Raw genomic sequence first — 14733 nt, forward strand, 5'->3', positions numbered from 1 at the left:
ACCCAGACGGAGCTGGGTATCTTTATCAACAAGCGATGAGATTACTGAATATTTTCTTCGTCGCCAAATTGGCCTTGGAACAATACTGATGATAAGTAACGCTCGGCAGCCGAAGGCAGGATAACCACAATGTTTTTATCCGCAAACTCTGGCAGGGCAGCGATACGGTTCGCCGCAACCACAGCTGCACCAGAAGAAATACCGACTAAAATGCCTTCTTCTTGCATTAAGCGGCGCGCCATGTCGATGGCTTCATCGTTGGTGACGGTTTCAACGCGGTCGATTAACTCAAGATCTAAGTTACCAGGGATAAAACCTGCGCCAATACCTTGGATTTTGTGCGGACCTGGTTGCACAGGTAATCCCGCTAAGGTTTGAGTGATAACCGGTGAATCTGCGGGTTCTACTGCAACAGAAGTAATGGCTTTGCCAGCCACTTTCTTCAGGTAACGGCTCACGCCAGTGATAGTACCGCCAGTACCTACACCCGCAACAAACACATCCACAGCACCATCTGTATCGTTCCAAATCTCTGGACCTGTGGTTTTTTCGTGGATTTCAGGGTTAGCAGGGTTATTAAATTGCTGCAGCATAATGTATTTTTCAGGCGCTGATTGACGGATTTCTTCCGCTTTATCGATAGCACCTTTCATGCCTTTTGCGCCTTCGGTCAGCACTAGGTTTGCACCTAGTGCTTTAAGCAGTTTACGACGCTCTAAGCTCATAGTATTTGGCATAGTTAACGTCAGCTTATAGCCACGGGCGGCTGCCACATAGGCTAAGGCAATACCAGTATTACCTGAGGTAGGCTCAATCAGTTCGTGATCTTTGGTGAGCAGGCCTTTTTTCTCGGCATCCCAAATCATATTGGCACCGATACGGCATTTGACACTGAAACTTGGATTACGTGCTTCGACCTTTGCCAGCACTTTACCTTGGCTTACGCGGTTTAAACGCACTAACGGGGTGTTGCCAATAGTATATGAATTGTCTTCGAAAATTTTGCTCATGGATTGCTTGCTCCTATGTTTGCACTATTGAATCATAATCGCCTGTGGCGCATTTAGAAGTGATTGTTTGTTCTTCTTTATTCGATTTGGTTATTAAAGATAATCCTGTTATTCGCAAAGCCCAATTGGCTGTGGGTTTAACTGTGTTAACCTCTTGCTAACATCAATAAAAAATTACGCGTATAAAAGAATAACCACTTGATGTTTCACTTATAAAACCGCTATCGGAACCGGATTGCCACACTATGAAGCAACAACAAACGGACTTGGGCAAAGATCCAAGAACTATGGTCACCCCTAAGGCATTCACTATTGCCGAATCTGTGCTTTACACCCCGTTAGCGACGCCATTAAGGCGGGCGCTGGCGATGTTAATCGACGGATTATTCATCACTATTTTAGCCGAACAAATGGATTGGCTGTTTGTTCTGCTGGTGGTGGGGATTATTTATATTGAGAAACGCAGTCGCCAATTTGGCCGCGTACTCAAATGGGGCCTCTATGCCGCCATGCTGGGATTAATGCTCTTTAGCTCGGCGGGAAATTTGTGGGATTTGCATCAATCCAATCAATCCACCCGCGACAAGGTCTCCGCGCCCCAGGATAGTAAGACTGTTGTTAAGGCGATTCCAGATCTTGTCTCCCTCGGACTCTGTGAAAATACGGATTGTGCCCGTGAACAAATCCGTTCTTTGCAACAGACGCTCGAAACTCAGACGCTGGAAAATGTACCCATTGAGGGCATGTCGGCAGCTGAGCGCCGCGATATGGTATTAGATACTTTAGCTAGCACGGATTTATCCGAGGCTGATAAAACGCAGTTACGTGATGAAATCATGGCGGGCACTCTCTGGCCCGAGGTGAAAGTGTTTGAAGTCACTCTCGATTCAGCCACGGATTCAACAACACCCTCACAATCACCAAAGCCAAGTCATTTGCTTGATGACAAGCTTGAACGTAGGGCGAACCCAGTGTCTGAACCACAAGCCGATGGATTAGCTAACGCGCATACCGATAAACAAGCCGCAGATGAAGATCTTAATTCCGTGCATCAAGCGGAAAGTAACAACACCAAAAACGTCGATGAGGAAGAAAGTGATACCCGCAGTGTGCTGGCGTGGATTAAAGGCTTTATGAGCGATATGGGCTTAGGGTTTGGTTGGGCAGCATTTTACTTTACCGTGTTTACCGCCAAATTTGATGGTCAGACCTTAGGTAAAAAACTATTAGGTATTCGCGTTATTCAACTTGATGGCGCTAAAATCAGCCTTTGGACCGCTTTTGGCCGTTATGGTGGCTATGCGGCGGGCTTTACGACAGGCTTACTTGGCTTTATCCAGATTTTTTGGGATGCCAATCGGCAGGGGATCCAAGATAAAATATCTTCCACAGTCGTGATAGACTTAGCGCAAATGCATAAAAAGCAACAATTAGAGCAGCAACAGGCGCAGGCTGAACACGCATTAGCCGCCGTGCCAACACAGAATAATGCGACGTCTGCTCACCTTACAACAAGCACCCGTTCGGAGCACCTATGAAACAGGTCGTTATTTCTGGCAGCGGTTTATTTACGCCGCCACACAGTATTTCAAATGAAGCTTTGGTGGAAAGCTTCAACGCCTATGTCGATATGTTTAACCTTGAAAATGCAGGATTAATTGAGCAGGGCCATGTTGCGCCGCTGTCTTATTCTTCCAGTGAGTTTATCGAGAAAGCCTCGGGCATCAAGCACAGATATGTGATGGTTAAAGACGGTATTCTCGATCCTGAAATCATGATGCCGCTTATCCCTGAGCGCAGCAGTGACGAGTTATCCATGCAGGCCGAAATTGGGGTTGAGGCGGCATTGATGGCACTGAAACAAGCGGACGTGAAGGCCGAGCAAATCGATTTAGTGATTGTTGCCTGTGCTTATACGCAGCGCGCTTACCCGGCGATGGCGATTGAAATCCAGCGGGCACTCGGTACCCGTGGCTATGGTTACGATATGCAGGTTGCCTGTTCTTCGGCCACCTTTGCCATTGTGGCCGCTGCCAATGCGATTGCGACGGGCTCGGCTTCACGGGTGTTAGTGATTAATCCCGAAATTTGTTCGGCGCAAGTGAATTACCGTGACCGTGACAGTCACTTTATCTTCGGGGATGTCGCGACCGCTATGGTGCTTGAAGAGCAAAGCCTAGTGGCCGCGAGTAAAGGCTTTAATATTGTTTCAAGCCGTTGTTTTACCGACTACTCGAACAATATTCGCAGTAATTTTGGCTTTCTCAATCGCTGCGATCCAAGTTCGGCGCATCAGGCAGATAAGCTATTCCACCAACAGGGGCGCAAAGTCTTTAAAGAACTGTTGCCGATGATTTATCAGCATTTAGATGAGCATCTGGCCGAGCAATCCCTCACGCCGCAGTCCTTTAAGCGTTTGTGGTTGCATCAAGCCAACATCAATATGAACCTGTTTGTGGTGAAAAAACTGCTAGGGGATGAGGTGACGCCCGATCAGGCGCCCGTGGTGCTCGATGAGTATGCCAATACCGCCTCCGCCGGCTCTGTGATTGCTTTCCATAAATATTCCGCAGACTTTAATGCGGGCGATTTAGGGCTATTAAGCTCTTTTGGTGCGGGTTACTCCATCGGTAGCGTGATCCTGCAAAAACGCTAAATCGACAAAAGCCCCATTGCCAGCAATAGGGCTTTTGCTTTTATATCAGCACATTGGTTAAACGGCTTGATGCCGTACCTTAACCGAAAATGCCTTTAATCAGTACTAGACCGTTTGCAGTCTTGATAGCACTTTCTTTATAGCCTCAATTCAGATACCAGAGCCAATAACGATGATGCTTTTTTATCCCGATTCGGATATTCCGTTCCATCCCAATCCTGGCTGGTTTCTTGGCGCCTTTAATTGTTATGACCGAGAGGAAACCCTAGGGGAAACACTCAATCGCTACGATCCTTTAGATCCCGTGCAGCTGCAAGCGCTGTACGATGCTTATGTGTTTGATGAGTTTGGTGAACAGTTGGGATTTACCTCTGCCCACAGGGCTGCAATGGCGACAAATCTAATCGCTGCGCTGAGTGAGACAAAGCATGATTTTGTCGCCTATTTAGCGATTGATGAGAGCGAGGAGGAATGGTGTTTTCCTTCAGCGTGGGCATTCCCGCGGCCACGCTATCCCTTTGAACAGGCGTATCTTGCGCTGCTGCGGCATTGGGGAGTGGAGCTCACCGCAATAGGGATTGCGCTTCCCAGCCCAAGCTTATTGGGGATCCATGAGTCTTAGTTAGCATTCCGATTTAAGCCCACAAGCCTTGTTGTGGGCTTTATGCTAAACCTTCCTGCCTAGAGCAACCAGGCGTAGCTTAGCTTCATAAAATAGGTCTTCTCATCCCGAGTGAGCCGCGTGAGCTCATCATCCGAGGTTAAACTGTCGGAATAGCCCAAATAGAACACGCTCTGGGGATTAAGTTTGTAGCCGTAGAGGATTTCATTGCCTAAGTGAGCCGCTTCGCTATCGGGCGACGAATACAAATACTGCGTAAGATTACGCTCGATTTGGGTGTAAATGCTCGATAGGCGAATAAAGCTCTGCAGACTCAGTTGCCAGTGCAGGCGCACATCTGAAAGGTTTGCGGTAAAGAGTTTATCCTGCTCGACCTCCATATGTTGATAAAGATGAGAAATCTCCACCGATAAACCGTTGGCGATTTTCCAGTTCAATATTGGATTGATTAAGGTCTTTGTGCCTAATCTATCATTGAGAAAATCAATCTCATCGCCGTAATGGATCTCCAGCTCAAGGCTGAGGGCTGAAATCGGCGTAATGGCTCCGTAAAGCCAGCCTTGAGTTTCCTCATATTGATTGCTGTTACCTATTACGGCGAGTTGCGCTGTATTATGGCGTGGTCCGACCCGCTCACGGGTTTCTACCCCAAAGGACAATTCACTTTGTAGTGCGCCATACATTTCCCAAAAGATCTCAAATTCTTGCTCGAGCTGTTCTCCCGCTTGATTGTGGGTGATATCCCAATCACCGCCAAATTTTATCTTGTTAAACACCACTTGCGGATACCAAATTAAACCACCTCCAGCCATAAAGGTGCGATAGTCAATTTTCTCTACAAAGCCCAAATCGGCACGAAAATTAGGGGAAACATCGTGATATTCGCTGTAGGCAAACCAATCGCGGGCATTGTGTTCATAGGTCAGTTGATACAAGGCGCCACTAAAATCCTCATCTGATTGGCTACGTAATACTTGTTCATTCACTTGGCATTGGCCAAATTCACAGTTTAAGGGCGTTTGACCGCAGAGTAGCCCTTCTGTGAGTTCTCCCTCCACAGTGCCACAAAATTGTTGGTACAGGGCTGTGGGGTAACGTGTCTGGGAATGGGCGACCTGAGCGGTAAGTATATCTTGCTCAGTAGGCTGGTATTTGGCATCTAAACTTATCACATAATTGTGGTAATCATTATTATCATCGGTTTGTGCAGCAAATTCAGTCAGTTGATTGTCGGCACTGCTCTTTGCCGTGATAAGACCCCCAAAGGAAAAGGTTTTATCCATATCGAAGCGGTAACGCGCAGCCAGATTGAGGCTTTCCTCTGCTAATGAGGCGACCTCTGAACTTAAATTACCCGGCATTAAAAAGGTGGCTTGGCTGTCATTGGCGGCCAGCAGTGCCCAGGTGTGTTGCTCGGTTTGGCTGGTGAGTTTGAGTCCGTAATCCGGCGATACGATATTGCGGGTATGTAGCAGATTCACTTGGGTATCGAAGTAGTCTTTATTATCGAGGAAGAAGGGGCGTTTTTCGTCGTAAAACAATGCGAAAGTACTGTTAATATCGAGCTGACCAGCATCGGATTCGACTTGAGAGAAATCGGGGTTAATGGTTGCATTCAACAAGGTGCGGGCATTCATTCCCCAGCGTAAATCAAACCCCGGTTCATAGTCCGTATCTGTTTGCCAACCATGTGCAGTTTTATGTTCATTGCGAGTTGCTACAAAAGCGGGAGTAATTTGCAGATCTTGCCCTTGCTTGGCTGAAGCTAAACCTGTGGCGACACCGAGCTGACAGAGCTGGCAACTGATGTTGCGGTCAATTTTATGGGTGGAGAGACGATGGTTTTCATTACGTGGATAGTAGCGAATAAGCTCAAATCCCCAGTCTTGAATAGGCTTTTTATCGTCAAAGTTGAATAGCCGTAATGGCAGCTCGACTTCCACCTGATAGCCATCGGCGGTGATTTTACCGGCGGTTTTCCAAATACCATCCCACGCTTCGCTCTCTTCGCCAGTGAGTTCATTCTCTATCGAGTCTAGTTGCACGCCCAGCGGGTTGATAAAAAACTGATAGGCCAAGCGTGCGTTATTGAGGGTATCGAGTTTGATCCCCACCAGATCATCACCCCAGAGATTATCCCTGTCCTTGAGAGTGGCACGAATGCGTTGAGGCTGACTGTCTTTGGCGATAAAGGCCACAAATAGGCTGGTTTGGGTGGCGTAGATTCTGGCCTCGGTATAAACCGGAGCGGCAGTGTTTTCTCCGGGCTGAGTCTCATAGCGTAACTCGGCCAGCGCCGCGTGCTGCCACACTGCCTCATCAAATTCACCATCAATCTCGGCGGTATCAGTTAAGGTTGGAATCGTTAACTGAAATTGGCTAACTGAGCCGGCCTGACTCGGTAAGCTCAGAAACATCATGCTCGATAGCAGAAAGGGGAGAAACGTCTTCAACAACTGGGCCCAAAATAATCCGTAAATTACGCGCAGTGTGCCAGAAGTTTTGAGTTAACAAGAATGAGTAATTGTTACAAGGATTGTATTTAAATTGGATTGAGTTAGAGCCAAAGCGCACTGGATGGCATGCATCCAGTGCGATAAGGAGGATTATTCAGGTGCGACCACAGGATTACGGTAGGCTTCACGGTACTTATCGACCCACATGGCGGTGGCGCCACAAATAGCCACAGGCATCACAATAAAGTTCACCACAGGGATCATCGAAAACAGTGTCACTGTTGCGCCAAAGCTGAAACTGGTGCCGCGGGTTTGATTCAGTGCAAAGCGCATATCCTTGAAGCTCACCTTGTGGTTATCGAAGGGATAGTCGCAGTATTGAATCGCCATCATCCAAGCACTAAATAAAAACCACAGAATAGGCGCCAAGGTTTGCCCGACCATTGGCACTAAAAATAGCAGTAAAAATACCAATGCACGGGGCAGATAGTATTTCAGCTTGATCCATTCACGGCCAAGAATGCGCGGTAAGTCTTTGACTAAGTCCATGCCTGAACCGGTATGCATGGGTTTGCCGGTTAATAGTTGTTCAACCTTTTCGGCCAGTAAGCCATTAAAAGGCGCGGCTAGCCAGTTCATCACTGAGCTAAACACAAAGGCTAGCATCACCAACATAGTGACAACCGCCAGTGGCCAGAGCAGAAAGTTAAGCCAGCTTAAATACTCAGGCAGTTGGGCATTCATCCAAGTAAAGAGCAGATCGAGCTGACCGACAGCCACATAAATTACGGCGGCAAAAAGTAACAGGTTAATCATTAAAGGAATAAATACAAAAGTACGAAGACCTTTACGTGTGATCAAACCAAAGCCATCGAGAAAATAATTCACACCACTTTTAGCCTGTGAGGGCGAGGGAAATTTCTGTGTCATATCGTCATTCCAAGAAAGTTGAGATACAGCCTGAGAGACAGATAAGTACGATTGTGATCAACTCGTCGCGAGATGACAAGCTAAAAGCCGCATGAATTCAATAAAAAGCGTTACAAAATGCAGCTTGCTTTGCTAAAGTTGGCCTCAGAATTCTATGACACGACTCGGGCTAATATTGGCCTGCACCGATATCTGCCATCGCCCTGATGGCTTTTTAAACTGAGACGCGCTAACTGGCACTATGAGATTAAAACAAATAAAACTTGCCGGCTTTAAGTCGTTTGTCGATCCCACCAAAATTCCGTTTTTACAGGCATTAAGCGCCATTATTGGCCCTAATGGCTGCGGTAAATCGAACGTGATTGACGCCGTGCGTTGGGTGCTTGGCGAAAGCTCGGCCAAACATTTGCGCGGCGACTCCATGAGTGACGTGATTTTTAACGGCTCCAGCGCCCGTAAACCTGTGTCTGTGGCAGGCGTTGAACTGGTGTTTGAAAATAAAGAAGGCCGCCTTGCGGGCCAATATGCCAGTTATGAAGAAATCTCGGTCAAGCGTCAGGTGAGCCGTGACGGTGAATCTTGGTATTTTCTCAACGGCCAAAAGTGTCGCCGCAAAGACATCACCGATCTATTTATGGGCACAGGGCTTGGGCCGCGCAGTTACGCCATTATCGAGCAGGGCACGATTTCACGTTTAATCGAATCTAAACCCCAAGACTTACGTACTTTTATCGAAGAGGCGGCGGGGATTTCTCGCTATAAAGAACGGCGGCGTGAAACGGAAAATCGTATTCGTCACACCCGTGAAAACTTAGAGCGTTTAGGGGATATTCGCAGTGAGTTAGCCAAACAACTGGAAAAGCTCAGTCAGCAGGCTAAAGCCGCAACACAATATCGCGAGCTAAAGCAGGCTGAGCGTAAAACCCATGCTGAATTGCTGGTGATGCGCTACCAAGAGCTGCAAAGCCAGATGGCGAGTTTATCGGATCAGATTAGCTCGCTTGAGCTGCAACAAGCGGCAGCGCAATCCTTAGCGCAAACGAGTGAGTTAGAAAGCACTGAGCTGCAAGTTACGCTTTCACAGTTAGCCGAGCAAGAGCAGCAGGCGGTCGAAGCCTATTATCTAACGGGTACTGAAATCGCAAAGCTTGAGCAACAGTTGCAGAGCCAAAAGCAGCGCGACGCCCAGCTACATACTCAGCTCGAGCAATTGAGCGAGCAAATCACCCAAAACCAAGCCAAATTAGCCGCTTATCAAGCTAGTTTTCAAGCGCTTGAGCTAGAGCTTAGCCAACTTGCGCCGCAACATGAGTTGCAGCAAGAAATGCTCGATGAGCTGCAAGCCCTGTGGGAGATGAGTGTTTCGCGCAGTGAGGCGCAAAGTGAAAGCGCCAGAGTGCTGGCGGCAGCCGCCGCTCAGCATAAGCTGCAATTAGAATTACACCGCAGCAAACTGGCGCATCAGCAGCAATTAAATGCCCATAAAACCCAGTTACACCAAGAACAACAGCAAGAGTTAGCCTCACTCAATGAGCATGCCCTTGAAGATAACAGCGCATCACTCAATGACGAGATTACCCAGTTAGAGCAAGCATTAGCTGAACAAGTTGAAATTAATCAAGAGTTTGAATCCACTCTGGCTACCGATACTCACGCGTTAGATTTGGCGCGCGGTGAGTTTGAGCTGTTATCGCAGCGTTTAACTTCGATGCGGGTGCGGTTCGAACTGGTTGAACAATGGCTGGCGAAACAAGAAGAGTTAAGTGATAAGCCGCAGCTGTGGCAAAGCATTCAAGTGGAAAACGGCTGGGAAGCCGCGGCAGAGCTGGCGCTGCAGGGATTAATGACGCTGCCCGTGGGCGTTGACGCTAATGAGATAGGGTTTTATGCCGATGCGGCCTTGGCGGCGGATGCGCATCTCGATGGTTCTCCCATCTTAGGGGCAAAATTGAACCTTGCCCCTTGGCTTAAGGGACTTAAATGGGCCGATAATCTGGCCAGCGCACAAGCACAAGTGGCGAGCTTGGCGGCCGATGAGCGAATTGTGACCGCTGATGGTTATCTGCTTGGCAAAGGTTTTTTGATTGCCAAACAAGACAATAGCCAATCGTTAGTGCAACTGAGTAAAGAACAAACTCAATTAAGCGAAGCGATTAATGAGTGTGAGCAGGCGCGGGTAATACAGCAGTCAAAGCTCGATGCGTTGGCGCAGCAATTAACCCAAGTACGTGACAGCTTAAGCCAAGGTATCAAACGCTTACACCAATTACAGCTCGATAAAGCCACCAAATCTACCCAGCTTAATAACGCAGAGGCCCAGGCCAAGCAGCGCGAAGTGAAACGGGGACAACTAGCAGAAACCGTTGCGCGAACGCGCAATGAGTTAGCCGAGCTGGCTGAGCAGTTAATGCTGCTTTCGGAACAAGAGGATGAATTGGCGGAGGCGCTAGCGTTAAGCCTTGAGAAACAGCAACAACAAAGCCTTGAAGCCCAAGGGGATTTAGCCCGTCACCAAGCGCTAAAGGCACAAATTAGCGATGCCGAGCGCCGCTTAGCGAGCCTAAATACCAGTCTGCAATCGGTCACCACTCGGATGGCGGTGAGCACAGAACAAATTGAATTACAGCGGGTCCGTGTCAGTGAATTAGTCCACTCACAGGAAACACTGTCAGCCCAGCTTGCCAGTGTTGTCGCACAGCAGGGTGATCAGCAAACGGCAAAGCTGAGTGAACAACTGGCGCAGCTACTCAATCAGCAACAGAGTCAGCAACAGGCACTTAAAACGCTCAGGGCACAACAAAGTTCGCTCACTGAAACGCTAAACAGTATAGGATTAAAGCAAAAACAAGAGCTTGGTAAGCTTGAGGGCTTGACTCAAAGCCTCAGCACGTTAAAGTTACGTCGTGAGGGATTAAAAGGGCAGGCTGACAGCCAGTTGGCAGCCCTGGCGGAACAGCAAATTGTGCTTGCTCAGGTGATTGATTCACTGCCTAGCGATGGTCAGCCAGACAAGTGGCAGCGTGATTTGGATCAGATCCGGCAAAAAATTATCCGCTTAGGTGCAATAAACCTCGCGGCGATCGAAGAATTTGAGCAACAAAGTGAGCGAAAATCCTATTTGGATCATCAAGATGAAGATCTCAATAAAGGGCTTGCAACACTAGAAGAAGCCATTCGTAAAATCGACAAGGAGACCCGCACCCGCTTTAAAGCCACATTTGATGCAGTCAACGAGGATTTAGGGCGATTGTTCCCCAAGGTGTTTGGTGGCGGGCGTGCTTACCTTGCGCTAACGGAAGACGATTTATTAGAAACGGGCGTGACCATCATGGCCCAGCCGCCAGGTAAGAAGAACAGCACAATCCATCTTCTTTCCGGTGGTGAAAAAGCCCTAACGGCTTTATCATTGGTATTCGCTATTTTCAGGTTGAATCCAGCTCCCTTCTGTATGTTAGACGAAGTGGATGCGCCCTTAGACGATGCCAACGTAGAACGTTTCTGCCGATTATTGAAGGAGATGTCGCAGAGCGTACAGTTTATCTATATCAGCCATAACAAAATTACGATGGAGATGGCTGATCAACTTATCGGTGTGACTATGCATGAGCCGGGTGTATCCCGTATAGTCGCAGTAGATTTAGAGCAAGCGGTGGCGATGGCCGACGCGTGATAACTAGAAGAAAGACAGGGTAACCAATGGAAGATTTGCAACTAGTTTTGTTCGTTTTAGGCGCCATAGCCATAGTTGCTGTGCTGGTGCATGGATTTTGGTCTATCAGAAGACAACAGCCTAAGTCATTGAAAGATAGTCCGATGGGCAATTTCTACAAAAAGCAGGCAGAGCGTGGCGAGGCTGCCCCCAAGCGTATTGATGCCGATGGTTTCGACGCCGATGGTATTGGCGCGGTCAGAGTTCGTAAAGCGAATGAAGCTCATACCCCAGAGGCACCTGCGTTTAACCCTTATTTAAAGCAAGAAGCCAAAGCACAACTGCAACCAGTGGAACCCGTTCAAGTTGAACCTAAACCACTGTTTAAGCAAGAACCAAGCATGGCGCAGCCCGACTTTAATTTGCAATCACCGAGTGTGAAAGAGCAACACCGCGGCCCTAAAGCATCGCGCCAAGAGCCAGTATTGCAAAGCCATACAGCGCATTTAAATCAAGCTCACGTTGGCCAATCCCATGCGGCGATAGTGGCGCAAAAGGCGGCTGAAGAGCAACGTGCCCAAGTGCAAATGCCCACCCAAACCGCGTTGTTTGATGATGAAGAGGCGTATGAAGAAGAGCAACCTCAAGCCGTTGAACAGGCCGATGATGATTTAGGTGAACCACGTGATGTACTCGTACTGCACGTAGTGGCGAAAGAAGGTCAGCAACTTAATGGTGCAGAATTATTACCTTGCTTCTTAACCCTTAACTTTAAATATGGCGATATGAATATTTTCCATCGTCATGTGGATAATGCTGGTAATGGTAAGGTGTTGTTCTCCATTGCTAATATGGTAAAACCTGGTGTTTTTGACCCAGACAATATGGAGCAATTCAGCACCCAAGGCGTCGTATTCTTTATGACTTTACCTTGCTACGGTGATGCGCTAATGAATTTCTCTATCATGCTTAACTCGGCGCGCCAATTGGCGGATGATATCGACGCGGTTGTGCTCGATGGTCAGCGTCAACCTTGGGGCGAGTTTACTAAGCAAGATTATTTACACCGCATTCGCGCAAACGCTTAATGCACCGCCGCGAGACCGCGGTGATGGACAGATGGGGCCGCTAAATGCGGCCTCATTTTTTGCAACTTTTTGATGCTTAAGAATTCTGGATAATGAATATGCAAGACATTCAACTCGATAAACGCCTATCTGAACTGCTTTCACAAGCTGTTACGTCGGAAAATGCGCAGCCATTGATGCAGGCGCTCTGCCAATCTCTGAATGAACACAATATTCGTTATTATGTCGACGATGCGCCAAGCATTACTGACTCAGAATACGACAGATTAATGCAGCGGCTGAAACAGCTTGAGGCCGAGTATCCTCAGTTTGTTGCTGCCGATTCGCCCACCCAAAGAGTGGGCGGCATGGCGCTGGCAAAGTTTGAACAAATTACTCACCTTAAACCCATGTTAAGTCTTGATAATGCCTTCGATGAGGTGGACTTTAGCGCATTTCATAAGCGTGTCAGCGACAGAGTGGGGCAAGTGAGTTTTTGCTGTGAGCCGAAACTCGATGGTTTGGCGGTGAGTATTTTGTATCGCAATGGGGTGCTTGAACGCGCCGCGACCCGTGGCGATGGCACTGTGGGTGAGGATATTACTGAAAACGTTAAAACCATTAAGTCGATTCCGCTCAAACTGCGCGGTGACAACTATCCCGAATTGGTTGAAGTGCGCGGCGAAGCCTTTATGCCCAAGGCGGCATTTGAGGCGCTAAATGAGCGTGCACGCTTAAAGGATGAAAAACTGTTTGTGAATCCGCGTAATGCGGCAGCGGGCAGCTTACGTCAGCTCGACAGTAAAATTACCGCGTCACGGGCGCTGTCTTTTTATGCCTACGCCTTAGGTGTGGTGGAGCCGACTTCCCACGAGTTAGCTAAGACGCATTATGAGCAATTGCAGCAACTTAAATCTTGGGGGCTACCAGTCAGTAGCGAGATTAAAGTCTGCGACGAACTCAGCCAAGTCTTTGCCTACTATCAAGATATATTGACTCGCCGCAGCGATTTACCCTTTGAAATCGATGGTGTGGTAATGAAGGTGAACGATATCGCCCAGCAGCAAACCTTAGGGTTTGTGGCCAAATCTCCCCGCTGGGCGATTGCCTATAAGTTCCCCGCGCAGGAAGAAATGACCCTACTCGAAGGCGTAGATTTTCAAGTGGGCCGCACTGGCGCGGTGACTCCAGTTGCGCGCCTAAAACCTGTGTTCGTTGGCGGCGTGACCGTATCGAACGCCACTTTGCACAATGCCGATGAAATCGAGCGTTTAGGTGTGATGGTGGGCGATACCGTAATTATCCGCCGCGCCGGCGATGTGATCCCGCAAATTGTGGCCATAGTGCCAGAGCGTCGCCCTGAAGATGCTAAGGCGATTGCCTTCCCGCAACATTGCCCCGTTTGCGGCAGTTTGGTTGAGCGATTAGAAGGTGAGGCCGTGGCGCGTTGTAGCGGCGGCTTATTCTGTGAGGCCCAGCGTAAAGAGGCGATCAAACATTTTGCCTCCCGTAAGGCATTAGATATCGACGGCATGGGCGATAAAATCGTCGAGCAGTTGATTGATAAGGAGTTGGTTCAAAGCCCGGCGGACTTATTTAAACTCACCGCCTCTATGATGACCATGCTCGACCGTATGGGAATGAAGTCTGCCACCAATCTCGCGCTGGCGATTGAAGCGGCTAAAACCACGACTTTGCCACGTTTCCTCTATGCCTTAGGCATTCGAGAGGTGGGGGAGGCGACGGCGGCGAACCTTGCGACACACTTTGGTAGTCTAGAGGCACTGCGCGTAGCTACCATTGAGCAACTTATTCAAGTTGAAGATATTGGTGAAGTGGTTGCCCAGCACGTAGCGCATTTCTTTGCTCAGCCCCATAACCTAGAGGTGATCGATGCTTTGATTGCGGCTGGTGTCAACTGGCCTGCGATTGCAGCGCCAAGTGCCGATGAACAACCATTGAAGGGGCAGACTTGGGTGTTAACGGGTACCTTAAATCAACTCAACCGTAACGATGCTAAGGCGCAGTTACAGGCCTTAGGCGCCAAAGTAGCGGGCAGTGTGTCGAAAAATACCGATTGTTTAGTGGCGGGCGAAGCAGCGGGTTCTAAGCTTTCCAAAGCGCAGGAGCTTGGCGTGAAGGTGATTGGCGAAGACGAATTGCTCGCGCTGCTCGCTGCCAATACCTAATGCGAGTTTGATTTGATGAGTAAAACGCCTTGCTTAGCAAGGCGTTTTTGTTGAGGGTTCATCTTGGTTGGGCGCGGTTTTCTGGCGGAGCCATGATAAACTTGATCTATCCGCAGATTGCACAGATAGCAATCATTGTGCGCTTATAAAAAGG

The 14733-nt window shown here is 48.5% G+C and carries 9 protein-coding genes; 6 read left to right on the forward strand and 3 right to left on the reverse strand.

Annotated features, from left to right (window positions below):
• Positions 1-41: 41 nt before the first annotated feature.
• Complete coding sequence (cysK, locus tag JM642_RS07760; protein WP_011622282.1) at positions 42-1010, reverse strand: cysteine synthase A; 969 nt, start codon at positions 1008-1010, stop codon at positions 42-44.
• Between the two features lie 245 nt (positions 1011-1255).
• Here cysK and JM642_RS07765 point away from each other — a divergent pair, with 245 nt between their 5' ends.
• The 3 genes from JM642_RS07765 to JM642_RS07775 all read left to right on the forward strand — a co-directional run bounded on the left by JM642_RS07765 (position 1256) and on the right by JM642_RS07775 (position 4288).
• Positions 1256-2548, forward strand: coding sequence for an RDD family protein (locus tag JM642_RS07765; RefSeq protein WP_203433367.1), 1293 nt, complete (start codon positions 1256-1258; stop codon positions 2546-2548).
• A complete protein-coding gene (locus tag JM642_RS07770; protein ID WP_069455208.1) occupies positions 2545-3666 on the forward strand; it encodes a beta-ketoacyl-ACP synthase III in 1122 nt (373 codons plus the stop codon). Before JM642_RS07765 ends, JM642_RS07770 begins: the two co-directional genes overlap by 4 nt.
• 172 nt (positions 3667-3838) lie before the next feature.
• Positions 3839-4288: a hypothetical protein gene (locus JM642_RS07775; protein ID WP_088585429.1), complete on the forward strand. Its 450-nt coding sequence runs from the start codon at positions 3839-3841 to the stop codon at positions 4286-4288.
• 59 nt (positions 4289-4347) lie between these two features.
• On the opposite strand, the gene JM642_RS07780 is transcribed toward JM642_RS07775, so the two are convergent.
• Positions 4348-6708 carry a carbohydrate binding family 9 domain-containing protein gene (locus JM642_RS07780; protein ID WP_203433760.1) on the reverse strand — a complete coding sequence of 787 codons (2361 nt, stop codon included), beginning with the start codon at positions 6706-6708 and terminating at the stop codon, positions 4348-4350.
• Between the two features lie 186 nt (positions 6709-6894).
• Entirely contained in the window at positions 6895-7674 is a 780-nt protein-coding gene (cysZ, locus tag JM642_RS07785) for a sulfate transporter CysZ (RefSeq protein ID WP_037426752.1), read from the reverse strand.
• Between the two features lie 241 nt (positions 7675-7915).
• Here cysZ and smc point away from each other — a divergent pair, with 241 nt between their 5' ends.
• The 3 genes from smc to ligA all read left to right on the forward strand — a co-directional run bounded on the left by smc (position 7916) and on the right by ligA (position 14579).
• The gene (gene smc, locus JM642_RS07790) at positions 7916-11344 is read left to right on the forward strand and encodes a chromosome segregation protein SMC (protein WP_203433369.1); all 3429 of its coding nucleotides are present in this window, start codon (positions 7916-7918) and stop codon (positions 11342-11344) included.
• A 26-nt stretch (positions 11345-11370) separates the two neighbouring features.
• Positions 11371-12411 carry a cell division protein ZipA gene (zipA, locus tag JM642_RS07795; RefSeq protein ID WP_088585431.1) on the forward strand — a complete coding sequence of 347 codons (1041 nt, stop codon included), beginning with the start codon at positions 11371-11373 and terminating at the stop codon, positions 12409-12411.
• Positions 12412-12509: 98 nt separating this feature from the next.
• The gene (ligA, locus tag JM642_RS07800; protein ID WP_203433370.1) at positions 12510-14579 is read left to right on the forward strand and encodes an NAD-dependent DNA ligase LigA; all 2070 of its coding nucleotides are present in this window, start codon (positions 12510-12512) and stop codon (positions 14577-14579) included.
• Positions 14580-14733 lie beyond the last annotated feature (154 nt).

Origin of the sequence: Shewanella sp. LZH-2 (assembly GCF_016859145.1) — a bacterium.
In the GTDB taxonomy this organism is placed as follows: domain Bacteria; phylum Pseudomonadota; class Gammaproteobacteria; order Enterobacterales; family Shewanellaceae; genus Shewanella; species Shewanella xiamenensis.